This is a genomic window from Streptomyces sp. NBC_00252, from assembly GCF_036187565.1.
In the GTDB taxonomy this organism is placed as follows: Bacteria; Actinomycetota; Actinomycetes; order Streptomycetales; family Streptomycetaceae; genus Streptomyces.
Genome location: NZ_CP108087.1, coordinates 3,430,054 through 3,454,961, shown reverse-complemented (window position 1 = coordinate 3,454,961; position 24,908 = coordinate 3,430,054). Strand labels below are relative to the sequence as shown.

Genomic DNA, 24,908 nt, shown 5'->3' with positions numbered 1-24,908 from the left:
ACGTCGAAGCAAGCGGGAGAGGCCCAGCATGGTCAGCTCTGGGTGAGGCGCTGTGCCAGCCGCCGTGCGACGCGGTCGGCGTCCCGGCCGACGCCGCGCAGGGAGTTGGACGACAGGCTGCGCTGCCACTCCAGCCCGACGAACGTCAGCCCGGGGTGGGTGAGCGAGGCGCCGTCGCGGTGACGGGGCTGCCCCGCCGCGTCGAGGGCGCCGTCGAGGCCGGTCAGGTAGGGCAGGTCGGGACGGTAGCCGGTGGCAAGGACGATCGCGTCCACCTCCTCCCGCGTCCCGTCCGGCCACAGGGCCTTGGTGCCGTCGATGCCGGTGAACAGCTCCCGCCGGTCCGGCGCCCCCTGGGCGAGGGCGGCCCGGTAGCGGCCGTCGTCGATGACGAGCTGGGTCGGCGGGGTGCGCAGAAGCCGTCCGAGCGGTGCGATGTCCAGCCCGGTCCGCTTCAGCCAGAAGTGCAGGTCACGACCTCCGATGTGCTGGCGGGCGAACTTCACCGGCGCGCGGCTGACCAGCGTCACCCGGGCCACCGTGGCGAGCTCGGCCGCGATCTGCACGGCCGAATTGCCCCCGCCCACCACGACGACCCGCTGCCCGGCGAACCGGTCCCGGCTGCGGTAGTCGGCGGCATGCAGCACGGTGCCGGTGAAGCCCTCCAGGCCCGGCAGCGCGGGGCGGTGCGGGCGGCCGTACGTGCCCGAGGCGGCAACGACGGCGCCCACCGCCAGTCGGCCACCGCCCGCCAGCTCCACCTCGAACCCCCCGTCGGCCCGGCGAATGGCGCTGACGCGCCGACCAGTACGGATGTCGGCGTCCAGCCCGGCGGCGTACACAGTGAGGTAGGCGGCGACCTCGTCCCGGTGCGGGTAGCGGTCCAGGTCGGCGCCGGGGAACGGCATCCCGGGCAGTGCGCTGTACCGGGCGGGCGAGAACAGCGTGAGGCTGTCGTAGTAGCGCGGCCAAGACCCCACCGCCCGGTCGGACGCCTCCAGCACCACCGGCTCGATGCCCCGCCGTCGCAGAGCGTGCGCCGTGGCCAGCCCGGACTGCCCGCCGCCGATCACCGCGACATCGACATGCTCCACGAAAGAACCCCCAGATTCGATGAATGTCTATGTTGACGCTTATCGAATCAGGTGTCATGCTGGCCGCGCAAGCCATCGACGGATGTCGAAACACCGAGGAGTCGACCGTGAACGCGCCTGCCACCACCGAGCTGCCCGTCGTCGTGATCGGAGCCGGTCCCGCCGGACTCGCCGCCGCCGCCCACCTGGTCGACCGCGGCCTCACCCCGCTGGTCCTGGAAGCCGGCCCGAGCGCCGGATCGGCGGTACGCGAGTGGGCGCACGTGCGGCTTTTCTCCACCTGGGGCGAGGTCACCGACCCGGCCGCCGAGAAGCTGCTGGCCCCCACCGGATGGGTGAAGCCGGACGCGGCCACCTACCCCTCGGGCGGGGACTGGGCCGAGCAGTACCTCCAGCCGCTCGCCGACGTCCTCGGCGAGCAGGTGCGCTTCGGCGCCACCGTCACCGGCGTCTCCCGCGCGGGCCGCGACCGGATCGTGGACGCCGACCGCGAGGACCAGCCGTTCGTCGTCCACGTCGCCCATGCGGACGGCCGCGAGGAGCGGCTGTTCGCCCGCGCGGTCATCGACGCCTCCGGCACCTGGACCACCCCCAGCCCGGCCGGCGGCAGCGGCCTTCCGGCCCTCGGTGAGAAGGCCGCGTCCGACCGGATCACCTACCGCGTGCCGGACCTCAAGGACCCCGCCATCCGCGCCCGGTACGCGGGCAAGCACACCGCGGTCATCGGCTCCGGCGCCTCCGCCTTCACCGCGCTCGCCTACCTCGCCGACCTCGCCACGTCCGACGACGGCACCGGCACCAAGGCCGTGTGGATCCTGCGCCGCGGCATCTCCGGCTCCACCTTCGGCGGCGGCACCGCCGACCAGCTCCCCGCCCGCGGCGCCCTCGGCCTCGCCGCCAAGGCCGCCGTAGACGACGGCCACGCCGACGCGGTCACCGGCTTCCGCGCCGACGCCATCGAGCGCGACGACGCAGGCCGCCTGGTGCTCGTCGGCGAGGACGGCCGCCGCCTCGACCCGGTCGACGAGGTCATCGTCCTGACCGGCTTCCGCCCCGACCTCTCCTTCCTCTCCGAGCTGCGCCTCGGCCTCGACGAGCGCCTCCAGGCCCCGACCGCCCTGGCCCCGCTCATCGACCCCAACCAACACTCCTGCGGCACCGTCTACCCGCACGGCGTGAACGAGCTCTCCCACCCGGAAAAGGACGTCTACCTGGTCGGCATGAAGTCCTACGGCCGCGCCCCCACCTTCCTCGCCATGACCGGCTACGAGCAGGTCCGCTCCATCACCGCCGCCCTCGCCGGGGACCAAGAGGCCGCCGAGCGCGTCGAGTTGACCCTCCCGGACACGGGTGTGTGCGGCGGCGCGGGCCTGTTCGACGAGCCGGAGAACGCCGAGCAGTCCGGCGGCGGCTGCTGTGCCACCCCCGCCGCCACCCTCCAGATCGGCATCGGCGCCCCGGCCACCACCTCCGGCGGCTGCTGAACTCTCCACCCACGCAAGGAGGTTCGCCATGACGTCCCGCGTACAGCTCGCCCTCCGCGTCCCCGACCTCGTCGCGTCGGTCGCCTTCTACACGAAGCTCTTCGGCACCGAGCCGGCCAAACTCCGCGACGGCTACGCCAACTTCGCCATCGCCGAGCCCCCGCTCAAGCTCGTCCTGATCGAGGGCGCGGCGGGCGAGGAAACGCGTATGGACCACCTCGGCGTCGAGGTCGAAAGCACCGAGGCCGTCCAGGCCGCCACCGCCCGCCTGGGCGAGGCCGGACTGTCCACCGACGTGGAGAACGACACCACCTGCTGCTACGCCCTCCAGGACAAGGTCTGGGTCCACGGCCCCGGCCAGGAACCCTGGGAGGTATACGTCGTCAAGGCCGACGCCGACTCCCTGGCCAAACAACAGGGCAGCACCTGCTGCGCCGACCCTGCCGAGGCCGGCACCAGCTCGAAGGAACCGGCCATCGCAGGCGGCTGCTGCTGACCCGCCGATGACCCACCTGCGCGCCGGCGAGGCCGTGACCGGAACGGGAGACCGGTCACGGCCTCGCGCGCGCTGCCCGCCCTGTGCGCCACCCAGATCACCAGCTGGGGAATCGTCTACTACGCCTTCCCCGTCCTCAATCCGCAGATCACCGCGGCCACCGGCTGGTCGGCCACCTCCACCACCGCCGCCTTCTCGGGCGCGCTCCTGGTCTCCGCCGTCACCGGCATACCCGTCGGCCGCATCATCGACCGCCGAGGCCCGCGCGCCGTGATGACCATCGGCTCCGTCCTGGGCGTCATCGCCGTGCTGGCCATCGCCTACGCGCCCAACCTCGTGGTCTTCACCGCCGCCTGGCTGCTGGCCGGCGTGGCCATGGCCGCCACCTTCTACCAGCCCGCGTTCGCCGCCCTCACCCGCTGGTGGGGAAGCGACCGCGTCCGCGCCCTCACCGTCGTCACCCTCGCCGGCGGCCTGGCCTCCACCGCCTTCGCCCCGCTGACCGCCACGCTCGCCGAGCACCTGAGCTGGCGCAGCACATACGCCGTACTCGCGCTGATCCTGGCCCTCGTGACCATCCCCGCGCACGCCTTCGCGCTCCGGGCACCCTGGCCGCCCGCACCGGCGCCGCCCTCCCAACAGGACGTCTCCAGCGGGCCGGTGACCCGCAGCCGCCCCTTCCTGATGCTCGCCACCGCCCTCACGCTGAACAGCTTCGCCATGTACGCGGTCGTCATCGCCCTCGTGCCCCTGCTGATCGCACGCGGCGCCAGTCCCACCGCCGCCGCATGGGTCCTCGGCCTGGGTGGTGCAGGACAGACCCTCGGCCGCACCCTGTACGCGACCCTCGCCCGCCGCACCGGCGTCACCACGCGCACCGTCACCCTGATCGCCTTCGGCGGGACCACCACCGCCGCGTTCGGGATGGTCTCCGGCCCCTTCCCGCTGCTCGTGGGGATTGCGATCGCAGCCGGCATGGTGCGCGGCAACCTCACCCTCCTCCAGGCCACCGCTGTCTCCGACCGCTGGGGAACCACCCACTACGGGCGCCTCTCCGGGCTGCTGGCCGCGCCTGCCACCATCGCTGCGGCGCTGGCCCCCTTCGCAGGCGCGGCGTTGGCCGCGCCGCTCGGTGGTTACCCGCAGCTGTTTGCTCTGCTGGCCGCGATCTCCGCATTGGCTACTGCGCTCGCCCTGAGCAGCTACCCGGCACGACACGACGGCGTGTAACCGCAGCACGGCACGATCGCCCCTGAACAGCGCGTCCGGCAAGGGCGGAAGAGGTGCCACCCCGGGCGCGAGACCTGGCAGACAGGTGTCGTGGAATAGGATTTCTTTCGATGCGGGTGCCTGGCTGCGCCCGAGGTGACGTCATGCCCGAGGGAGCTTAATCAGTGCCACGACGAGTGACCGAAGACGAAGCCGTCAAGGCAATGCTTGACCGGGGAACGCGCCCGCAGGAACCCTTCCCTGGTACACAACTGCCCTGGAAGTGCCGCTGCTTGACCTGCAATGAGGTGAGTTCCCCGCGCTACAACGACGTCGTCAACAAGGGGAGCGGCGCCTGCAACAGAACGTGCCGGTCCCGCAAGATCGCAGCCAAACTCACCCGTGACGGGGCGACGGCTGCTGCTGTCATGCTCGACTGGGGCTGGGATCCACAGGAGGACTACCCGGGCGCCGGAAAACAGTGGGCCGCCAGATGTGTCCACTGCGGCGTCATCAAACCGAAGAAGCTGGCGCACGTCCAACAAGGCCGCGGCGGCTGCACCAACTGCGCCGGACGCGACGTCACCAACGAAGCGGCGCGGCAACTGATGAGCAAGGCCGACCTGGAGCCTCTCGTCGGTTATCCGGGATCATTGCAGCCTTGGTTGTGCCGCTGTCTGCGCTGCGGACACGTCGGAAACCCCACCTACGCCAAGGTCCGTACCCGCGGCCACCAATGCTGGTCGTGCCGCTCGGAGAAGATCGCAGATGCCCTGCGGCTCGACGAGGAAGAAGCCATCGCCAGCATGCTGGAGAAGGCACTCGACCCGCTCGTTCCCTATCCCGGCAGCACAGAACTCCCTTGGAAAGCCCGCTGCATGACCTGCGAAACGGTCCTGGATCCCGGGCCGACCCTGCACAACATTCGTGGCACGCAACGCGGCTGCCCAACCTGCGCCGAGCGCGGCATTAACCCTGCCAAACCCGGCTACCTCTACCTCGTTGTCCACGAGGCCCACCAGGCCCTGAAGTGGGGTATCGCCAACATCGAACAACGGCTGACCCAGCATGTCTCCCAGGGCTGGGAGTTGAGCGCACGTTGGGACTTCGACCTCACCAGAGATGCGTGGGCCTTCGAGCGCCAGGTAAAAGCCTGGGTCCGGGGTCAAGGGATCGCCAGAGCGCTGGAAGCCGACGAGATGAAATACGGCGGCCATACAGAGACCGCTCTCCTCTCCGACATCAGCCTTCAACTCGTCCGGAATTACATAGGGTCCTTGATAGGCCGCAGCTCAGATGTGCCGCCAAAGGCGTAGTTCACATAGCGGCGCCACGCTGCCCTGTCAGTGCGTCACGCGCGGGCGTGCCGACGTGTAGCTGCCCTCCACCTGCATAGGACAGCCCCTCCGCACAGTGGCCGAGGTCCATGTGGTGCCGTCCACCTGGCCGCTGACACTCGACTGATCGGTGGCCTCCGGAGTCGAAAGTGTTACGACCCACCAGACCGTGTGCGCTTTGGTGTGCTCTTCGGCACATTCAGGCAGGTCGCATGGGGTTTTCGCGCGAAAGGCGCGCCGGTACCCGAGGTGTGCGGCACGGTCGGTATTCGGTGACGTGTATCGTCAACCGGTCTTTGGCGAATGGCCTTTGAGCTGCGGAAACGCGTCAGAAGGAGAGCGCGGAAGTCGGTGTATCGCTGAGAAAGAGAAACGGTCAAAAGACCGTGTGCGTTTTGACGTGAACGCAAAAACTCCCGACCTGTATTTCTGCAGGTCAGGAGCTTTTCCCGGAGTGCCCCCGGCAGGATTCGAACCTGCGCACACGGCTCCGGAGGCCGTTGCTCTATCCCCTGAGCTACGGGGGCGTGTCCGTCGCGGTGATCGCGGCGACGGGTAGAACCCTACCAGCTACTTGCGGGTGTCCATGAACAGGTTTCTCAGTGATCAGGGAGGGTTGGTAGGTCGCTCGCAGGGGGTGGAAGTGGGGAAAACCCGGACGCGGTGGCGGGTCCGGACCTACTCTCGAGTTGTGCCAGGCGCGTCGGGTCGGGTGCTTGTTGTGGACGACAACAAGGTCATCCGGCAGTTGATCAGGGTCAATCTCGAGCTGGAGGGTCTCGAGGTCGTGACCGCGGCCGATGGTGCCGAGTGTCTGGACGTCATCCATCAAGTACGGCCCGATGTCGTGACCCTGGATGTCGTCATGCCTCGGCTGGACGGGCTGCGTACGGCCGCTCGGCTGCGCAGCGACCCCCGTACCCGGGATCTGCCCCTCGCCATCGTCAGCGCCTGTACCCAGTACGAGGTGGACAGCGGGCTCGACGTCGGCGTCGACGCGTTTCTCGCCAAGCCCTTCGAACCTGCCGAACTCATCAGTCTCGTACGGCAGTTGATCGAGCGTGGGCGGCGCGAGCCGGGGGACCCGTGTGATCCGGCCGGTGACCTTTCCGGTGGTCTTCCCGGCGGCCTCTCCGACGGTGTCCCCGACGGCCTCTCCCTCGGTGGTGCCTTCGGCGCCGGTGTGAGTGAAGGGGAGCGGGCCGGGCGTAGCGGGCGGGGTGGGCGTAGCAGCGGCTGAGTCGGCTGCCTCTCTCCCCGCTCCCTCCCTCCGTGCTCCCTCTCTCGCCACCCCCTCCCTCCCTGCTCCCTCTCCCTTTTTCTCCGGCCCCTCTCCCTATCTCTCCCTACGGCTGCCGCATCCCCCCGTCCACATCCCGGACCTCCGGCCAAACCGGCTGGCCTACCCACCCCCCTCCTCCCATACGCTTGTCCCGTGACCCCCGTCGAGCTCTCCCGTACCGTGCTGCGCGCGGTGCGTCGTGCTGTCGAGGGCGGGGAGCTGCGCGTGGCCGTGCCGGAGAAGGCCTCGGTCACCGTGCCTGGGGCCGGTGGATGGGGGGACTACGCCACCAACATCGCCCTCCAGCTCGCCCGGCCCGCCGGAGAGACCCCCCGCCGTGTCGCCGAGGTGCTGCGGCCGCATCTCGCCGGCGCCCACGGCGTCAGCGGTGTCGAGATCACCGGGCCCGGGTTCCTCAACATCAGCCTCGGGAGTACGGCGTCCACCGCCCTCGTCGAGGAGATCCTGCGGCGCGGCCCCCGGTACGGATTCGTAGAGTTCGTGGAGTTCGTGGAGTTCGAAGGGTTCGTAGAGGGCGACGGCGCCGGCCGTGACGGCCCCGCGGACCGCCCCGTCCACCTGCACGCGCCCCACGATCCCCGCGCCCTCGTCCTCATGGAGGTCATCGCCCGCCTCCTCCGCTCCCAGGGCACCCCCGTCCGCACCAGCTGCGAGACCCGCCCCGAACCCGAGTGGACCGCGGCCCTCCGCATCGACGTCGACGCGTACGGCACCCCGGCGGCCCTGGCGTCACCGGCAACCCCGGCGTCACCGGCAGCACCGGCAGCACCGGAAGCCCCGGCGGCACCGGAAGCCCCCGCGTCACCGGCAACTCCGGAAGCCCCGGCGGCACCGGCAACCCCGGCGACACCCGTTCCCCTCGACCTCGACGTCGACATCCGCCCCGTCCCGGCCCCCCACCTCGCCGAACTCCTCTCCCTCGGCCCCGACGCCGCCCGCTGGGCCCTGCTGCATCCCGCCGCGCACGACCGGCCCCGGCCGACCGCCGACCTTCTTGTGCAGGGTGAGGGCAACCCCCTCTTCCGGGTCCGTTACGCCCACGCCCGCACCCGGGCCGTCAGCCGTAACGCCGCCGATCTCGGCTTCACCGCCCGACCCGGCGACGTAGACGAAGGCGTACAGGAGGACGTGCACGGGGACACCGCACCAACCACCGTGCCCCCCGTGCGCACCCCACCCCCCGCGCACCCCGCACCTCTCCTCGCCCACCTCGCCGACCACCCCCGCGTCCTCGCCCGCGCAGCTGCCCACCGTGCTCCCGATCTGCTTGCCCGGCACCTGGTCGCCGTGGCCGATGCGACCCTTCCTCTTCTCCCGACCACGCTTCCGCTCGGGGACGAGAAACCCTTGGCCGCCCACCGTGCCCGGCTCGCGCTTGCCGAAGCTGCCGGGGTGGTGCTTGCCGGTGGCCTCTCCCTGCTCGGCATCGACGCACCCGAACACCTCTGAGCGCCACGAAGACATCCACGATCTGCGCGCCAGGAAGAGACAGAAGAGACACGCCATGAGCCGTTCCGCACACCCCGCCGGTCCCCGTCACGCCGATGTCCTGCCCGAGGGGCACTACTCGGGCCCGGCCGCCGATCTCAACGAACTCGATCCCAAGGTGTGGGCGCAGACCGTCGGGCGTGACGCCGACGGTGTCGTCACCGTCGGCGGGGTCGACGTGAAGACGCTCGCGGAGCTGCACGGGACTCCGGCCTACGTGCTCGACGAGGCGGACTTCCGGGAGCGGGCCCGTGCCTGGCGTACCGCCTTCGGGCAGGACGCCGACGTCTTCTACGCCGGCAAGGCGTTCCTCTCGCGTGCCGTCGTGCGGTGGCTGCACGAGGAGGGGCTGAACCTTGACGTGTGTTCCGGTGGTGAGCTCGCCACCGCCCTTTCCGGGGGCATGCCCGCCGACCGCATCGCCTTTCACGGCAACAACAAGTCCGTCAGCGAGATCACGCGGGCCGTCGAGGCCGGGGTCGGGCGGATCGTGCTCGACTCCTTCCAGGAGATTGTGCGGGTCGCTCATATCGCGCAGTCCCTCGGCAAGCGGCAGCCGGTGCAGATCCGGATCACCGTGGGCGTGGAAGCGCACACGCACGAATTCATCGCCACCGCGCACGAGGACCAGAAGTTCGGGATTCCGCTGGCCGGGGGGCAGGCCGCCGAGGCCGTCCGCCGCGCTCTGCAGCTCGACGGGCTCGAGCTGATCGGCATTCACTCGCACATCGGGTCGCAGATCTTCGACATGTCCGGGTTCGAGGTCGCGGCCCACCGCGTGGTCGGGCTGCTGAAGGCCGTCCGCGACGAGCACGGCGTCGAGCTGCCCGAGATCGACCTCGGCGGCGGGCTCGGCATCGCCTACACCAGCGACGACGACCCCCGCGAGCCGCACGAGATCGCCAAGGCGCTCACCGAGATCGTCACCCGCGAGTGCGATGCCGCGAAGCTGCGGACCCCGCGGATCTCCGTCGAGCCGGGGCGCGCGATCGTCGGGCCGACGGCGTTCACGCTCTACGAGGTCGGCACCATCAAGCCCCTCGACGGGCTGCGGACGTACGTCTCCGTCGACGGCGGGATGTCGGACAACATCCGGACCGCGCTCTACGACGCCGAGTACAGCGTCGCGCTCGTGTCCCGCCGTTCCGACGCCGAGCCCATGCTCGCCCGGGTCGTCGGCAAGCACTGCGAGAGCGGGGACATCGTGGTCAAGGACGCGTTCCTGCCGGGGGACCTGGCGCCCGGTGACCTCATCGCCGTACCGGCTACGGGTGCGTACTGCCGTTCCATGGCGAGCAATTACAACCATGTGCTCCGGCCGCCGGTCGTCGCCGTGAAGGATGGGGAGTCGCGGGTCGTCGTCCGCCGGGAGACGGAGGAGGACCTGCTTCGGCTCGACGTCGGCTGAGCGGGCGGAAGAAAGGAGAGGGGTGGAAGATCTACGGTCTTCCACTCCTCTGGAAATGAAATCGATGTCTCACGATCCGGACTATGGATAGAAACTCCCGTCCGGTGAGTGAGACTGGTCCAACCGATGACGGTATGAGGAAACGAGGTCGGATGATGCGTACGCGTCCGCTGAAGGTGGCGCTGCTGGGCTGTGGAGTGGTCGGCTCAGAGGTGGCGCGCATCATGACGACGCACGCCGACGACCTCGCCGCCAGGATCGGGGCTCCCATCGAGCTCGCGGGCGTGGCGGTACGACGGCCCTCCAAGGTCCGCGAAGGCATCGACCCCGCCCTCGTCACCACCGACGCGACCGCCCTCGTCAAGCGCGGGGACATCGACGTCGTCGTCGAGGTCATCGGCGGTATCGAGCCCGCCCGCTCCCTCATCACCTCCGCCTTCGAGCACGGCGCGTCCGTCGTCTCCGCCAACAAGGCGCTGCTCGCCCAGGACGGCGCCGCGCTGCACGCCGCCGCCGAGCAGCAGGGCAAGGACCTCTACTACGAGGCCGCCGTCGCCGGCGCCATCCCGCTGATCCGGCCGCTGCGCGAGTCCCTCGCCGGCGACAAGGTCAACCGGGTGCTCGGGATCGTCAACGGAACCACCAACTTCATCCTCGACAAGATGGACAGCACCGGCGCGGGCTATCAGGAGGCCCTCGACGAGGCCACCGCCCTCGGGTACGCCGAGGCCGACCCCACCGCCGACGTCGAGGGCTTCGACGCCGCCGCCAAGGCCGCCATCCTCGCCGGAATCGCCTTCCACACGCGCGTGCGTCTCGACGACGTCTACCGCGAGGGCATGACCGAGGTCACCGCCGCCGACTTCGCCTCCGCGCGGAACATGGGCTGCACCATCAAGCTGCTCGCCATCTGCGAGCGCGCCGAGGACGGCGGCAGCGTCACCGCGCGCGTGCACCCCGCGATGATCCCGCTCAGCCACCCGCTCGCCTCCGTCCGCGGCGCCTACAACGCCGTGTTCGTCGAGTCCGACGCCTCCGGCCAGCTGATGTTCTACGGCCCCGGAGCGGGCGGCGCCCCCACCGCCTCCGCCGTGCTCGGCGACCTCGTCGCCGTGTGCCGCAACCGGCTCAACTCGACCACCGGGCCCGGCGAGTCGGCGTACGCCGCGCTCCCCGTGTCGGGCATGGGCGAGGTCGTCACGCGGTACCACATCAGCCTCGACGTCGCCGACAAACCGGGTGTTCTCGCACAGGTCGCCACCGTGTTCGCCGAGCACGGTGTCTCGATCGATACGGTTCGGCAGCAGGGGAAGGACGGCGAGGCCTCTCTCGTCGTCGTCACGCACCGCGCGTCCGACGCCGCCCTCACCGGGACCGTCGAGGCGTTGCGCAAGCTCGACACCGTGCGGGGTGTCGCCAGCATCATGCGGGTTGAAGGAGAGTAACCAGCAATGACCCACCAGTGGCGCGGAATCATCGAGGAGTACCGGGACCGGCTCCCGGTGTCCGACAGCACGCCGGTCGTCTCCCTCCGCGAGGGCGGCACGCCCCTCGTGCCCGCGCAGGTGCTCTCCGAGCGCACCGGCTGCGAGGTCCACCTCAAGGTGGAGGGTGCCAACCCCACCGGGTCCTTCAAGGACCGCGGTATGACCATGGCCATCACCCGGGCCAAGGAGGAGGGTGCGCAGGCCGTCATCTGCGCCTCCACCGGCAACACGTCGGCCTCCGCCGCCGCCTACGCCGTGCGCGCCGGGATGGTCTGTGCCGTCCTCGTGCCGCAGGGCAAGATCGCGCTCGGCAAGATGGGCCAGGCCCTCGTGCACGGCGCGAAGATCCTCCAGGTCGACGGCAACTTCGACGACTGCCTCACCCTCGCCCGCCAGCTGAGCGACAACTACCCTGTGGCGCTGGTGAATTCGGTCAACCCCGTGCGCATCGAGGGCCAGAAGACGGCCGCCTTCGAGATCGTCGACATGCTCGGCGACGCGCCCGACATCCACGTCCTGCCGGTGGGCAACGCGGGCAACATCACCGCCTACTGGAAGGGCTACAAGGAGTACGCCGGTGACGGCGTCGCCGCGAGGACCCCGCGCATGTGGGGCTTCCAGGCCTCGGGGTCCGCGCCCATCGTGCGCGGCGAGGTCGTCAAGGACCCCTCGACGATCGCCACCGCGATCCGCATCGGCAACCCGGCGTCCTGGCAGTTCGCGCTGGACGCGCGGGACGAGTCCGGCGGGTCCATCGACGAGGTGACGGACCGTGAGATCCTGCGCGCCTACCGGCTGTTGGCCGCTCAGGAGGGCGTTTTCGTCGAGCCCGCCTCCGCCGCCTCCGTCGCCGGTCTGCTGAAGGCGGCCGAGCAGGGCAAGGTCGACCCGGGCCAGACCATCGTCTGCACGGTCACCGGAAACGGCCTCAAGGACCCCGACTGGGCCGTCGCGGGCGCCCCGCAGCCCGTCACCGTCCCGGTCGACGCGGCCACCGCCGCCGTGCGCCTCGGTCTGGCGTAACCCCGGACGACCCCGTACGACAGGGACATCCCTTACGGGGGTGCACAGGGGGCTTACGACACGCATCGTGCGCCTCCTGTGCGCCCTATGTCGCCACAGAACCTTCCTTCGATAGGCTGTACCGAACCCGCCCGCCGCATATGCCTGCGCGCATGGCTCGGCACCGCGCCGTCTCCACGGCCCGAGGGTCTTCACGTACCTATCGAATGTCATCGAGTGTCTTCGACAATCACGCAGCTCAAGGAGAGTCATCGAGCGATGGCCGGTCCAGCCTTCCGCGCCGCCGCCGTCCGGGTGCGCGTCCCCGCCACCAGCGCCAACCTCGGCCCGGGCTTCGACGCCTTCGGCCTCTCGCTGGGGCTCTACGACGACGTCGTCGTCCGTGTCGCCGACTCCGGGCTGCTCATCGACATCGCCGGTGAGGGCAGCGAGACCCTCCCGCGCGACGAGAACCACCTCCTCGTACGAGCCCTCCGCACCGCTTTCGACCTGCTCGGCGGACAGCCGCGCGGCCTCGAGATCGTCTGCGCCAACCGCATTCCGCACGGCCGCGGCCTGGGCTCCTCCTCCGCCGCCATCTGCGCAGGCATCGTCGCCGCGCGCGCGGTGACCATAGGCGGGGACTCCCGGCTCGACGACACGGCCCTGCTGGAACTCGCCACCGAGATCGAGGGCCACCCCGACAACGTCGCGGCCTGTCTGCTGGGCGGATTCACGCTTTCCTGGATGGACGGCGGAGCCGCGCGGGCGATCAGGATGGACCCGGCCGATTCCATCGTTCCGGTGGTTTTCGTGCCCGGCAAGCCGGTGCTCACCGAGACCGCGCGCGGCCTGCTCCCGCGCAGCGTCCCGCACGTCGACGCCGCCGCCAACGCGGGCCGCGCCGCACTGCTCGTCGAGGCCCTCACCCGGCGCCCCGAGCTGCTGCTGCCCGCCACCGAGGACCGCCTGCACCAGGAGTACCGCGCACCGGCGATGCCCGAGAGCGCCGCACTCGTGGACCGCTTGAGGGCGGACGGAGTTCCGGCCGTCATCTCCGGTGCAGGGCCCACCGTTTTGGCACTTGTCGACGCGGACAACGCCGACAAGGTGTCCCACCTCGCCGGCGAGGGATGGGCCGCCAACCGGCTGGATCTCGACGCACAGGGCGCCTGTGTACTGCCGCTCGCGGCCCCCAGTGCCCATTGACTACGTACCGTCGCCGGATTTCGAGAGGGGGAATGTTTGTTGGATCCGGTAGTGTTAATCTCAAGTCTGCACCCGACCCCACCATGGCGAGGTGCTTGTTGTCCCCGTCCGGGACAGACATTCTTCCGGGAGCCTCCCAAGCCGCACCGTGTTCCGTACGGACACTGAGCGGTTCGCCGGGCACGCTCCGGAAGCCGGGCACGTTCCGGAATTGGTGCGACCAAGCCACGTGACACAGACACTCGGTGCCACGGTTTTCGGAAGCGCCGTCACCACATATCTCTTCCGCCGCTGAGGCGGACCACCGCCCCGGCACGGTTCACACAGCAAGAACCGAAGCCGGACAGCACAACCGGTCGCCGAGCCAGACAGGCCGACGTCCGCTCCAGGGAAGGACCCTTCGTGAGCGACACCACCGATCTGATGGGCGCGCGTGTCGAGGAGACCGCTGCCGCGCCCGCCACGGACGCTTCCGCGCCTGCCACCGGTGCCGGCTCCCGGCGGCGCCGCGGTACCGGCCTCGACGGCATGGTGCTGGCCGAGCTGCAGCAGGTCGCAACCGGCCTCGGCATCAGGGGCACCGCGCGGATGCGCAAGAGCCAGCTGATCGAGGTCATCAAGGACGCGCAGGCGGGAGGGGGTGCTCCGGCCAAGGCCGAGACCGCCACCGAGACCAAGCCGAAGCGCCGCGCCACCTCCAAGACCCGTACGGGCGACGAGACGGTCGCCCCGGCCGAGCAGAAGGCCGAGAAGGTCGCCACCGAGAAGGCCGTGGCCCAGCAGCAGATCGACATCCCCGGCCAGCCGGCCGGCGGCCCCTCCCGTTCGAGCGAGGCCGAGAGCGGGGGAGACGACGCGCCGGTGGAGCGCCGTCGTCGCCGTGCGACCGCCGAGGCCGGCAGCCCGGAGACGGTCACCGCCGAGGCGAAGAACGAGTCCAGGTCCGAGTCGCCCGCCGCCGCGCAGGGCGAGGCCAGGGGCGACGCCGGTGACGACGGCCGGCAGGGCCGCCGGGACCGTCGCGACCGCGACCGCGGTGGCCGCCAGGACCGCCAGGACCGTGACCGCGGCGACCGCCGCAAGGACAACGAGCAGCAGGGCGGCGGCCAGCAGCAGGGCGGCGGACGCCAGGACCGGCAGGACCGGCAGGACCGTCAGCAGCAGGGCCAGCAGCAGAGCGGTGGCCGCCAGGACCGGCAGCAGCGCGACAACGGCCCGCAGGACGACGACGACTTCGAGGGCGGCCGCCGCGGCCGCCGCGGCCGGTACCGCGACCGCCGGGGCCGTCGCGGACGCGACGAGTTCGGTGGCGCCGCCGGTGAGCCGCAGGTCGCCGACGACGATGTGCTGATCCCCGTCGCGGGCATCCTCGACATCCTCGACAACTACGCGTTCATCCGGACCTCCGGCTACCTGCCGGGCCCGAACGACGTGTACGTCTCCCTCGCCCAGGTCCGCAAGAACGGCCTGCGCAAGGGCGACCACGTCACCGGCGCGGTCCGGCAGCCGAAGGAGGGCGAGCGCCGCGAGAAGTTCAACGCGCTCGTGCGCCTCGACTCCGTCAACGGCATGGCGCCCGAACACGGCCGCGGGCGACCGGAGTTCAACAAGCTGACGCCGCTGTACCCGCAGGACCGGCTCCGCCTGGAGACCGACCCGGGTGTGCTGACGACCCGCATCATCGACCTTGTCGCGCCCATCGGAAAGGGCCAGCGCGGTCTGATCGTGGCCCCGCCGAAGACCGGCAAGACCATGATCATGCAGGCCATCGCCAACGCGATCACGCACAACAACCCCGAGTGCCACCTGATGGTCGTCCTGGTCGACGAGCGTCCGGAAGAGGTCACCGACATGCAGCGGTCGGTGAAGGGCGAGGTCATCTCCTCGACCTTCGACCGCCCCGCCGAGGACCACACCACGGTCGCCGAGCTCGCCATCGAGCGCGCCAAGCGGCTGGTGGAGCTGGGCCACGACGTCGTCGTGCTGCTCGACTCCATCACGCGTCTGGGCCGTGCCTACAACCTCGCCGCCCCCGCCTCCGGCCGCATCCTCTCCGGTGGTGTCGACTCCACGGCGCTGTACCCGCCCAAGCGCTTCTTCGGTGCCGCGCGCAACATCGAGGACGGCGGTTCGCTGACCATCCTCGCCACCGCGCTCGTCGACACCGGCTCGCGCATGGACGAGGTCATCTTCGAGGAGTTCAAGGGCACGGGCAACGCCGAGCTCAAGCTCGACCGGAAGCTCGCCGACAAGCGCATCTTCCCCGCGGTGGACGTCGACGCGTCCGGTACCCGTAAGGAAGAAATCCTGCTCGGCAGCGACGAGTTGGCCGTCACCTGGAAGCTGCGCCGGGTGCTGCACGCGCTCGACCAGCAGCAGGCGATCGAGCTGCTCCTCGACAAAATGAAGCAGACGAAGTCGAACGCCGAGTTCCTGCTCCAGATCCAGAAGACCACGCCGGGCAACGGCGACTGAGGCAGGCAAGCAGTATCGAAGGGCCGCTCCCTGGTAAAGGGGGCGGCCCTTCGGCTTGTCAGTGGCTCGCTGTACGATCGCGCCCTTCGGACTTGCTTTCGACAATCGTCCGAACTTCTGATCCCGAGGGGGGACTTGAGTGGGTACGCCCATGCCTGGGGCCGGTCGGCACAGACGCCGGATCCGTTTCGGACTGCCTGTCGCCGCGGCCGGTATCGCCGCCGCCGTGACCGCCGCACTGCTGACGACGTCCGCCGGCGCCGCCACCGCGCTGCCGACGCCGACCGCGAAGCCCGTCGTGGCCCAGCCGTCGCTCGCGACACTGAAGGCGCGCATCGCGGGCGCGCAGGCCGGTGACGACACCGCGGGACAGACGACCAAGAAGTCGTCCCTGAGCGCGAGCACCACCGGCAAGGCCGTCGACCCGAAGATCATCGGGGGGACGACGACCACCATCAACACCGCGCCGTTCATGGCGCAGCTCTGGTACTACGACGACAAGGGCACCACCGCCACGTCCGACGACGTCGGCTTCTTCTGCGGTGGCTCGGTCGTCTCGCCGTCGAAGATCCTGACGGCCGCGCACTGCGTCAAGGGCTACAACTGGGCCAAGTACGGCGTCGTCGTCACCAGCGCCACCCAGCTGCCCACCGACGACGACCTGCACGGCGGCCAGGCCACCGCGGTCCTGCGCCAGTGGAACAACCCGTCGTACGCCGTCTCGACGGACGGCGCCCCGAACAACGACATCGCGGTCCTCACCCTGGCGGCCCCCGTCAAGGCGACCCCGATCCGCATGACGACGAACACCGACACGGCGTCGTACACGGGCACCCCCGCCAAGACCGCCAAGGTCTACGGCTGGGGCCGCACCAGCTCCACCACGCAGGACATCTCCGAGACGCTGAAGACGGCCACGCTGCCGATCAACTCGGACGCCACCTGCACCGCCGCCTACGGCAGCGTCGACTACGTCAAGGGCCACATGGTCTGCGCGGGCACGCCCGCCACCGGCAGCGACACCGGTACGACGACCACCTGCAACGGCGACTCGGGCGGCCCGCTGGTCGTCGGCGGCCGGATCGTCGGCGTGGTGTCCTGGGGCGTCGAGGACTGTGTGGCACAGGGTGCCTACAGCGTCTTCACGAAGGTCAGCACGTACGTCGGCGCGGCCTACGCGCAGATCGACGACGGCAACCTCAGCTACACGGACAACAAGGCCGACGTCTACGCCCGCAAGTCCTCCAACAAGGTGGGCTACGAGCTGGACTCCAAGGGCACCTCGCTGGCCACGCGTCAGTCCCTCGGCGACTGGAGCGCGGTCAACCAGGTCCGCTCGGCCGACCTGAACCGTGACGGCTACCAGGACTGGGTCTACCGGATCGGCAACGGCGCGGTCTACTGGGACCACTTCCAGCTCAACAGCGCCCGGGACGACGGCAGTTGGGTCAGCACGAAGATCTTCGCCAACTGGAAGACCCGCACCCGGATCATCGCCCCCGGCGATGTCACCGGCGACTACCTGCCCGACCTGATCTCGGTCGACAGCTCCGGCGTGCTGTGGATCTACCCGGGCAAGGGCAACGGCACCTTCAGCTCGCCCTCGCGCGTCGGCGGCGGCTGGAGCCAGTACAACGTGCTCGTCGGCCACGGCGACTTCAACGGTGACGGCAAGGCCGACCTGCTCGCCCGCAACAAGAGCACCGGCGCCGTCTACCTCTACAAGGGCGCCGGCAAGTCCGGCACGGGTGCCTTCGCGGCCCGCGTGCAGGTGCGCAGCTGGGGCAGCTACAACGCCTTCGACGCGGTCGGCGACTTCACCGGCGACGGCAAGGCGGACCTCCTGATCCGCAACGCGAGCAACTCGCTGTACCTGTACCCGGGCACCGGCAAGGCCACCAGCGAGATCTTCGGCACACCGAAGTCGCTCGGCACCGGTTTCCAGCAGTACGACATCTTCGGCTGACATCGCAGGTGAGCGGGGTGTGACCCGCTGACGCGACCACGCAGAGTGCCCATCGCCGTACGCGATGGGCACTCTGCGTTGTGCAACCCTTTCCCGAGTTTCCCTGTCTGACCTGGTGGAGCGACCATAGAGCGAGGATTGAGCGGTATCAGTCGCTTCGGCCAGGCCTGAACCCTGAAAGCAGGGGGTACCCGACCGGAACGAGATGCGAGGAGCCCATGTCCGCCGAGAGCACGCCGGAGCCCGCCATACCGGGCGATGACGGCAACAACGGCCCGCGCCACCGCGCGGGAAGCCGTAAGAAGGACCGCAGTCCGCGACACAAGGCCCTGCTGATCACCGCCTGGGTCGCCGCGGGCGTCGTGGTGCTGGGCGGTACCGGCGCCGGGTACGTGTACTTCAAGCTCAACGGCAACATCAAGAGCGTCGACATCAACCAGGCCCTCGGCACCGACCGGCCGGTCAAGGTCGACAACGGCTCCGAGAACATCCTGGTGCTGGGCTCCGACAGCCGCTCCGGCACCAACAAGAAGCTGGGCGGCGGCACCGACGACGGCAGCGCCCGCTCCGACACCGCGATGATCATCCACGTCTACAAGGGCCACAAGAGGGCCAGCGTGGTCTCGATCCCGCGCGACACCCTCGTGGACCGCCCCGAGTGCACCGACACCAAGGGCGTCACGCACGACGCGGCGTCCGGCGTGATGTTCAACGAGGCGTACTCCACCGGCGGCGCGGCCTGCACGGTGAAGACCGTCGAGTCCGTCTCCGGGCTGCGCATGGACCACTACCTCGAGGTCGACTTCGCGGGCTTCGAGAAGCTCATCAACGAGCTGGGCGGCGTCCGGATCACCACCACGAAGGACATCAAGGACCCGCAGAGCCACCTGAACCTCAAGGCCGGCGCGCACACGCTCAACGGCTCGCAGGCGCTCGGCCTGGTCCGCACCCGGCACGGCGTCGGCGACGGCTCCGACCTCGGCCGCATCCAGCTCCAGCAGGCGTTCATCAAGGCGCTGGTCGACCAGGTCAAGCACATCGGCGTCCTGACCAGCCCCACCAAGCTGTACGAGCTCGCCAACACCGCCACCCAGGCCGTCACCACCGACTCCGACCTCGGCTCGGTCAACTCCCTCACGTCCTTCGCCAACGGCCTCAAGGGCATCAGCTCCACGAACATGAACATGGTCACGATGCCGGTCGAGTACGACCCGGCCAACCCGAACCGGGTCATCGTGGAGAAGTCGAAGGCCCAGATGGTCTGGACGGCCCTGAAGAACGACCGCCCGATCCCGGCGGCGGCGACCAAGGGCACGGCCACCGGTGAGGCCAAGGGCGTGGTGACGAGCTCCTGAGGGGGCGCGGGGAATAGACGTCATCAACCCCCGGTTTGGGGAGATGGCTCCAGTCCTGGCAGACTGGACAGTCGGCCCCGGTTCACGCGACCGCACCCGCGGCAGCGACCCGGAGCCCTCCCGAAACTAGGAGACACCCTTGAAGCGCGAGATCCACCCCGAGTACGTCGAGACCCAGGTCAGCTGCACCTGTGGCGCGTCGTTCACCACCCGCAGCACGATCACGAGCGGCAACATCCGCGCCGAGGTCTGCTCCGAGTGCCACCCGTTCTACACGGGCAAGCAGAAGATCCTCGACACCGGTGGCCGCGTGGCCCGCTTCGAGGCCCGCTTCGGCAAGGCTGCTGCCGGCTCCAAGAAGTAGCGAGCCACCTCTAGGGCCTGTCCGGCGGATCCTGTCGGAGACGCGGGGTCCGGCACGCATCTGCGGCGTTGTCGTCGGTCGCCAACGCTCCGCGTTGACTCCCTCCTCCGCCTCGCAGCTGCACGCACCAGACCCCGCTCACCGGCATTCATGAGGTACGGCGGCTTTCCTCCGACCTGATCCGCCGGACAGTCCCTAGCGCCGGTCCACGGCCACGCCCTCCACGCGAGTGAGAGGGCGTGCCGGGACCGGCGTTTTTGGTCGCCCGCCTTCCCTTTCTTCACCGCATTTCAGGAGCCCAAGATGTTCGAGGCTGTCGAGGACCTCATCGGCGAGCACGCCGACCTTGAGAAGAAGCTCGCCGACCCGTCGGTCCACGCCGACCAGGCCAACGCGCGCAAGCTGAACAAGCGCTACGCCGAGCTCACCCCGATCGTCGCCACGTACCGCTCCTGGAAGCAGACCGGCGACGACATCGACACCGCGCGTGAACTCGGCGCCGACGACCCGGAGTTCGCGGCCGAGGTCAAGGAGCTGGAGAAGCACCGCGACGAGATCACGGAGAAGCTGCGCCTCCTGCTGGTCCCGCGCGACCCCAGCGACGACAAGGACGTCATCCTGGAGATCAAGGCGGGCGCCGGCGGCGACGAGTCCGCGCTCTTCGCGGGCGACCTGCTGCGCATGTACCTGCGGTACGCGGAGCGCGTCGGCTGGAAGACCGAGATCATCGACGCCACCGAGTCCGACCAGGGCGGCTACAAGGACGTCCAGGTCGCCGTGAAGACCAAGGGCGGCAACGGCGCGACCGAGCCCGGCCAGGGTGTCTGGGCGCGGCTGAAGTACGAGGGCGGAGTGCACCGCGTGCAGCGCGTCCCCGCGACGGAGTCCGCCGGCCGTATCCACACCTCGGCGGCCGGTGTCCTGGTCACCCCCGAGGCGGAGGAGGTCGACGTCGAGATCAACCCGAACGACCTCCGCATCGACGTCTACCGCTCCTCGGGCCCCGGCGGGCAGTCCGTCAACACGACCGACTCCGCGGTGCGCATCACGCACATTCCGACCGGAGTCGTCGCTTCCTGCCAGAACGAGAAGAGCCAGCTGCAGAACAAGGAACAGGCACTGCGTATCCTGCGCTCCAGGCTGCTCGCCGCGGCGCAGGAGGAGGCGGAGCGCAACGCCGCCGACGCCCGCCGCAGCCAGGTCCGCACGGTCGACCGCTCCGAGAAGATCCGTACGTACAACTTCCCGGAGAACCGCATCTCGGACCACCGCGTCGGCTTCAAGGCGTACAACCTGGACCAGGTCCTCGACGGGGACCTCGACGCGATGATCCAGGCGTGCGTGGACGCGGACTCGGCCGCCAAGCTCGCGGCGGCGTAAGGCACGGCACGGTTCGGCACGGACGAGTACGACACGGAGGACTTGCGTGCAGCAATCATTTGGGGAGCGACCCCCAAACCCCCGGGGGGTGCTGCTAGCAGAGGTGGCCCAGGCCACCCAGCGGCTGGCCGACGCCGGCGTGCCCTCGCCGCGCAACGACGCGGAGGAGCTCGCCGCGTTCGTGCACGGTGTGAAGCGGGGCGAGCTGCACTCCGTGAAGGACGTGGACTTCGACGCCCGCTACTGGGAGACCATCGCCCGCCGCGAGCAGCGTGAGCCGCTCCAGCACATCACCGGCCGCGCGTTCTTCCGGTACCTGGAACTCCAGGTCGGACCGGGGGTGTTCGTGCCGCGCCCCGAGACCGAGTCGGTGGTCGGCTGGGCCATAGACGCGGTCCGCGCGATGGACGTCGTAGAGCCGCTGATCGTCGACCTCTGCACCGGGTCCGGAGCCATCGCGCTCGCTCTCGCGCAGGAGGTCCCGCGGTCCCGGGTGCACGCCGTGGAGCTGTCCGAGGACGCGCTCCAGTGGACCCGCAAGAACATGGAGGGCTCCCGCGTCGACCTGCGGCAGGGCAACGCCCTGGACGCCTTCCCCGACCTCGACGGCCATGTCGACCTGGTCATCTCCAACCCGCCGTACATCCCGCTCACGGAGTGGGAGTACGTCGCTCCCGAGGCCCGGGACTACGACCCCGAACTCGCCCTGTTCTCCGGGGAGGACGGCCTCGACCTGATCCGCGGCATCGAGCGCACCGCGCACCGGCTGCTGCGCCCGGGCGGTGTCGTCGTCATCGAGCACGCCGACACCCAGGGCGGGCAGGTGCCGTGGATCTTCACCGAGGAGCGTGGCTGGGCCGACGCGGCCGACCACCCCGACCTCAACAACCGCCCGCGCTTCGCGACCGCCCGCAGGGCCACGCCGTGACGGCCGGGGGCTCGACACCGACAACAGGCGCCCCGGAGGCGGACCGAGCTACAAAAAAAGGAGACCGCTAGACATGGCACGGCGATACGACACCAATGACGCGACCGACCGCACGACGGGTCTGCGCGAGGCCGCGTCCGCCGTCCGCCGGGGCGAACTCGTGGTCCTGCCGACCGACACGGTCTACGGCATCGGGGCCGACGCGTTCTCCTCGGAGGCCGTCGCCGATCTCCTGGACGCCAAGGGCCGGGGCCGCAACATGCCCACCCCCGTCCTCATCGGCTCCCCGAACACGCTGCACGGCCTCGTCACGGACTTCTCCGAGCTGGCCTGGGAACTCGTCGACGCGTTCTGGCCGGGCGCCCTCACGCTGGTCGCCAAGCACCAGCCGTCGCTGCAGTGGGACCTCGGGGACACCCGGGGCACGGTCGCCGTCCGGATGCCGCTGCACCCGGTCGCGATCGAGCTGCTGACCGAGGTCGGCCCGATGGCGGTCTCCTCGGCGAACCTCACCGGACACCCCTCGCCGGAGGACTGCGACGCGGCCCAGCAGATGCTCGGCGACTCCGTCTCCGTGTACCTCGACGGCGGTCCGACGCCCGGCAACGTGCCGTCGTCGATCGTCGACGTCACGCGCGAGGTCCCGCTGCTGCTGCGCGCGGGCGCGATCTCGGCGGAGGAGCTGCGCAAGGTCGTACCCGACCTCGAGGTGGCGAATTGACAGCCCCTGACGCGGGGCGTGGCATAGGCAACGGGGAAGTGACGGGGACCTTCGGGCTTCCCATGGACAGCTTCCGCATCCTCCACGTCAGCACCGGCAACGTGTGCCGCTCGCCGATCACCGAGCGGCTGACCCGTCATGCCCTGGCGGACCGGCTCGGCGACCCGCTGTGGGGCGGGCTGATCGTGGAGAGCGCCGGGACGTGGGGCCATGAGGGCGCCCCCATGGAGACCAACGCGGCGACCGTCCTCACCGACTTCGGCGCGGACCCCTCCGGGTTCACCGGCCGCGAGCTGCTCGACGACCACGTGATCCGCGCCGACCTGGTCCTGACGGCCACCCGGGACCACCGGGCCCAGGTCATCTCCATGGGCCACTCGGCGGGCCTGCGCACCTTCACCCTCAAGGAGTTCACCCGCCTGGTGAAGGCGATAGACCCGACCACCCTGCCACCCCTGGAGGACGGCATGGTGGCCCGCGCCCGCGCCCTGGTCCGCGCGGCGGCGGCCCTCCGCGGCTGGCTCCTGGCCCCCACGGCGGAAGCGGACGAGGTCTTCGACCCCTACGGCGCACCGCTCCCGTTCTTCCGCTCCATCGGCGACGAGATAAACCAGGCCATCGACCCGGTGGTCACGGCACTGACGGGTGTGCCCGCGCGGACGTAGGGAACGGCCGCGCGCCCCACCCGCCCCGGGCCTACATTGGACGTACGTCATCGTCGACGCCCCGGAGTTCGCCATGTCGGTCGTCCCTGTCATCGAGGCCGATGTCCTGCGTCGGCAGGACCCCGAGCTGGCCGAGATCCTGCTGGGGGAGCTGGCGCGGCAGTCGACGACACTTCAGCTGATCGCCGCCGAGAACTTCAGCTCGCCCGCCGTGCTGGCCGCGCTCGGCTCCCCGCTCGCCAACAAGTACGCCGAGGGCTACCCCGGCGCCCGCCACCACGGCGGCTGCGAGATCGTCGACGTCGCCGAGCGCGTCGCCGTGGAGCGGGCGAAGGCGCTGTTCGGGGCCGAGCACGCCAACGTGCAGGCGCACTCCGGGTCTTCGGCCGTGCTGGCGGCCTACGCGGCGCTGCTGCGGCCCGGTGACACCGTCCTGGCGCTGGGGCTGCCGTACGGCGGGCATCTCACGCACGGGTCGCCGGCGAACTTCTCCGGGCGGTGGTTCGACTTCGTCGGGTACGGGGTCGATGCCGAGACCGGGACCGTCGACTACGCGCAGGTGCGGTCCCTTGCCCGCCTGCACCGGCCCAAGGCGATCGTCTGCGGGTCGATCGCCTGTCCCCGGCACATCGACTACGCCCTCTTCCGCGAGGTCGCCGACGAGGTGGGCGCCTATCTCATCGCCGACGCGGCGCATCCCATCGGCCTGGTCGCCGGGGGAGCGGCGCCGAACCCCGTGCCGTACGCCGACATCGTCTGCGCGACCACGCACAAGGTGCTGCGCGGGCCGCGGGGCGGGATGCTGCTGTGCGGGAGCGAGCTGGCGGAGCGGGTCGACCGGGCGGTGTTCCCGTTCACCCAGGGCGGGGCGCAGATGCACACCATCGCGGCGAAGGCCGTCGCGTTCGGCGAGGCGGCGACCCCGGCGTTCACGGCGTACGCCCATCAGGTGGTCGCCAACGCCCGGGTGCTCGCGGCGGGGCTGGCGGGGGAGGGGTTCGTCGTCACGACAGGTGGGACCGACACCCATCTGATCACCGTCGACCCGCTGCCCCTCGGCGTCGACGGACGCGCCGCACGGGGTCAACTCGCCGCCGCGGGGCTGGTGTTGGACTGCTGCCCGCTCCCGCACGGAGACTCGCGCGGGCTGCGGCTCGGCACCGCCGCGGTGACCACGCAGGGCATGGGCGAGGGCGAGATGGCGACGATCGCGGCACTGCTCGCGGGCGTCCTGCGCGGCCGGGTCGACACCCGGAGGGCGCGTGACGAAGTGCGGGGACTTGTCGGAGGCTTTCCGCCGTACCCGAGCTGAGCATTCTTGTGGTCACTCGGGCGGTCGGAGGGATGTGGCTCAATTCACGGATTATCCGCCGATGTGACGCATGGTGACAGTTCACGGAGTCACTCGTGGCTCTTTTCTGTCGTTATTTTCGCATTGTCCGTTCTTGAGTCGAGCGCGAGATGACCGGTAGTGGTGAATGGTGACTTTTTTTGCGGGTGACACGATCGAGTGTCGTGAACTACCGTCGCCTTTGAC

At 70.1% G+C, this 24,908-nt stretch carries 20 protein-coding genes and 1 tRNA gene; 19 read left to right on the top strand and 2 right to left on the bottom strand.

Going from position 1 to position 24,908, the window contains the following annotated elements:
* Positions 1-32: 32 nt before the first annotated feature.
* Complete coding sequence (locus OHT77_RS14670) at positions 33-1,094, bottom strand: flavin-containing monooxygenase (RefSeq protein ID WP_328828824.1); 1,062 nt, start codon at positions 1,092-1,094, stop codon at positions 33-35.
* A 107-nt stretch (positions 1,095-1,201) separates the two neighbouring features.
* On the opposite strand from OHT77_RS14670, the gene OHT77_RS14665 reads away from it, so the two are divergent.
* From OHT77_RS14665 to OHT77_RS14650, 4 genes are all read left to right on the top strand, one after another.
* Entirely contained in the window at positions 1,202-2,578 is a 1,377-nt protein-coding gene (locus tag OHT77_RS14665) for an NAD(P)-binding domain-containing protein (protein ID WP_328828823.1), read from the top strand.
* A gap of 28 nt (positions 2,579-2,606) precedes the next feature.
* Complete coding sequence (locus OHT77_RS14660) at positions 2,607-3,074, top strand: ArsI/CadI family heavy metal resistance metalloenzyme (protein WP_328828822.1); 468 nt, start codon at positions 2,607-2,609, stop codon at positions 3,072-3,074.
* Between the two features lie 72 nt (positions 3,075-3,146).
* Positions 3,147-4,304: an MFS transporter gene (locus tag OHT77_RS14655; protein WP_443048209.1), complete on the top strand. Its 1,158-nt coding sequence runs from the start codon at positions 3,147-3,149 to the stop codon at positions 4,302-4,304.
* Positions 4,305-4,480: 176 nt separating this feature from the next.
* Positions 4,481-5,599 carry a hypothetical protein gene (locus OHT77_RS14650; protein ID WP_328828821.1) on the top strand — a complete coding sequence of 373 codons (1,119 nt, stop codon included), beginning with the start codon at positions 4,481-4,483 and terminating at the stop codon, positions 5,597-5,599.
* A gap of 476 nt (positions 5,600-6,075) precedes the next feature.
* Here OHT77_RS14650 and OHT77_RS14645 read toward each other — a convergent pair.
* Positions 6,076-6,147, bottom strand: a tRNA-Arg gene (locus OHT77_RS14645).
* A gap of 185 nt (positions 6,148-6,332) precedes the next feature.
* Between OHT77_RS14645 and OHT77_RS14640 the strand changes: the two genes are divergently transcribed.
* The 15 genes from OHT77_RS14640 to glyA all read left to right on the top strand — a co-directional run bounded on the left by OHT77_RS14640 (position 6,333) and on the right by glyA (position 24,683).
* Entirely contained in the window at positions 6,333-6,860 is a 528-nt protein-coding gene (locus tag OHT77_RS14640; protein WP_443048017.1) for a response regulator, read from the top strand.
* 195 nt (positions 6,861-7,055) lie between these two features.
* Entirely contained in the window at positions 7,056-8,372 is a 1,317-nt protein-coding gene (nrtL, locus tag OHT77_RS14635; RefSeq protein ID WP_328828820.1) for an ArgS-related anticodon-binding protein NrtL, read from the top strand.
* Between the two features lie 55 nt (positions 8,373-8,427).
* Positions 8,428-9,819 (top strand): diaminopimelate decarboxylase, encoded by a 1,392-nt coding sequence (lysA, locus tag OHT77_RS14630; RefSeq protein ID WP_328828819.1) that lies wholly within the window; start codon positions 8,428-8,430, stop codon positions 9,817-9,819.
* 152 nt (positions 9,820-9,971) lie between these two features.
* Entirely contained in the window at positions 9,972-11,264 is a 1,293-nt protein-coding gene (locus OHT77_RS14625; RefSeq protein ID WP_266772574.1) for a homoserine dehydrogenase, read from the top strand.
* Between the two features lie 6 nt (positions 11,265-11,270).
* Positions 11,271-12,329, top strand: coding sequence for a threonine synthase (gene thrC / locus OHT77_RS14620; RefSeq protein ID WP_328828817.1), 1,059 nt, complete (start codon positions 11,271-11,273; stop codon positions 12,327-12,329).
* Positions 12,330-12,587: 258 nt separating this feature from the next.
* A complete protein-coding gene (thrB, locus tag OHT77_RS14615) occupies positions 12,588-13,517 on the top strand; it encodes a homoserine kinase (protein WP_266772578.1) in 930 nt (309 codons plus the stop codon).
* Between the two features lie 402 nt (positions 13,518-13,919).
* On the top strand, positions 13,920-15,992 hold the full coding sequence (gene rho / locus OHT77_RS14610) for a transcription termination factor Rho (protein ID WP_328828816.1): 2,073 nt from the start codon (positions 13,920-13,922) through the stop codon (positions 15,990-15,992).
* Between the two features lie 151 nt (positions 15,993-16,143).
* Positions 16,144-17,958, top strand: a complete 1,815-nt coding sequence (locus OHT77_RS14605; RefSeq protein WP_328828815.1) for a trypsin-like serine protease — start codon at positions 16,144-16,146, stop codon at positions 17,956-17,958.
* A 218-nt stretch (positions 17,959-18,176) separates the two neighbouring features.
* A complete protein-coding gene (locus OHT77_RS14600) occupies positions 18,177-19,313 on the top strand; it encodes an LCP family protein (protein ID WP_328828814.1) in 1,137 nt (378 codons plus the stop codon).
* A gap of 139 nt (positions 19,314-19,452) precedes the next feature.
* Positions 19,453-19,677 (top strand): 50S ribosomal protein L31, encoded by a 225-nt coding sequence (gene rpmE / locus OHT77_RS14595; protein WP_266772584.1) that lies wholly within the window; start codon positions 19,453-19,455, stop codon positions 19,675-19,677.
* Positions 19,678-19,980: 303 nt separating this feature from the next.
* Positions 19,981-21,057, top strand: coding sequence for a peptide chain release factor 1 (prfA, locus tag OHT77_RS14590; RefSeq protein ID WP_266772586.1), 1,077 nt, complete (start codon positions 19,981-19,983; stop codon positions 21,055-21,057).
* 88 nt (positions 21,058-21,145) lie between these two features.
* Positions 21,146-21,985 (top strand): peptide chain release factor N(5)-glutamine methyltransferase, encoded by an 840-nt coding sequence (gene prmC / locus OHT77_RS14585; RefSeq protein ID WP_234468096.1) that lies wholly within the window; start codon positions 21,146-21,148, stop codon positions 21,983-21,985.
* A gap of 73 nt (positions 21,986-22,058) precedes the next feature.
* Positions 22,059-22,706 carry an L-threonylcarbamoyladenylate synthase gene (locus OHT77_RS14580; protein ID WP_266772590.1) on the top strand — a complete coding sequence of 216 codons (648 nt, stop codon included), beginning with the start codon at positions 22,059-22,061 and terminating at the stop codon, positions 22,704-22,706.
* The gene (locus OHT77_RS14575; protein ID WP_266772591.1) at positions 22,703-23,371 is read left to right on the top strand and encodes an arsenate reductase/protein-tyrosine-phosphatase family protein; all 669 of its coding nucleotides are present in this window, start codon (positions 22,703-22,705) and stop codon (positions 23,369-23,371) included. The genes OHT77_RS14580 and OHT77_RS14575 overlap by 4 nt, the downstream gene beginning before the upstream one ends.
* A gap of 73 nt (positions 23,372-23,444) precedes the next feature.
* Positions 23,445-24,683: a serine hydroxymethyltransferase gene (gene glyA / locus OHT77_RS14570; protein WP_328828812.1), complete on the top strand. Its 1,239-nt coding sequence runs from the start codon at positions 23,445-23,447 to the stop codon at positions 24,681-24,683.
* Positions 24,684-24,908: the final 225 nt, after the last annotated feature.

What these genes read in the sequence shown, in the direction of transcription:
- OHT77_RS14660 (WP_328828822.1), top strand. Translation starts at nt 2,607, where the DNA reads ATGACGTCCCGCGTACAGCTCGCCCTCCGCGTCCCCGACCTCGTCGCG.
- lysA (WP_328828819.1), top strand. Translation starts at nt 8,428, where the DNA reads ATGAGCCGTTCCGCACACCCCGCCGGTCCCCGTCACGCCGATGTCCTG.
- OHT77_RS14625 (WP_266772574.1), top strand. Translation starts at nt 9,972, where the DNA reads ATGATGCGTACGCGTCCGCTGAAGGTGGCGCTGCTGGGCTGTGGAGTG.
- thrC (WP_328828817.1), top strand. Translation starts at nt 11,271, where the DNA reads ATGACCCACCAGTGGCGCGGAATCATCGAGGAGTACCGGGACCGGCTC.
- thrB (WP_266772578.1), top strand. Translation starts at nt 12,588, where the DNA reads ATGGCCGGTCCAGCCTTCCGCGCCGCCGCCGTCCGGGTGCGCGTCCCC.
- OHT77_RS14605 (WP_328828815.1), top strand. Translation starts at nt 16,144, where the DNA reads ATGCCTGGGGCCGGTCGGCACAGACGCCGGATCCGTTTCGGACTGCCT.
- OHT77_RS14600 (WP_328828814.1), top strand. Translation starts at nt 18,177, where the DNA reads ATGTCCGCCGAGAGCACGCCGGAGCCCGCCATACCGGGCGATGACGGC.
- prfA (WP_266772586.1), top strand. Translation starts at nt 19,981, where the DNA reads ATGTTCGAGGCTGTCGAGGACCTCATCGGCGAGCACGCCGACCTTGAG.
- OHT77_RS14580 (WP_266772590.1), top strand. Translation starts at nt 22,059, where the DNA reads ATGGCACGGCGATACGACACCAATGACGCGACCGACCGCACGACGGGT.
- glyA (WP_328828812.1), top strand. Translation starts at nt 23,445, where the DNA reads ATGTCGGTCGTCCCTGTCATCGAGGCCGATGTCCTGCGTCGGCAGGAC.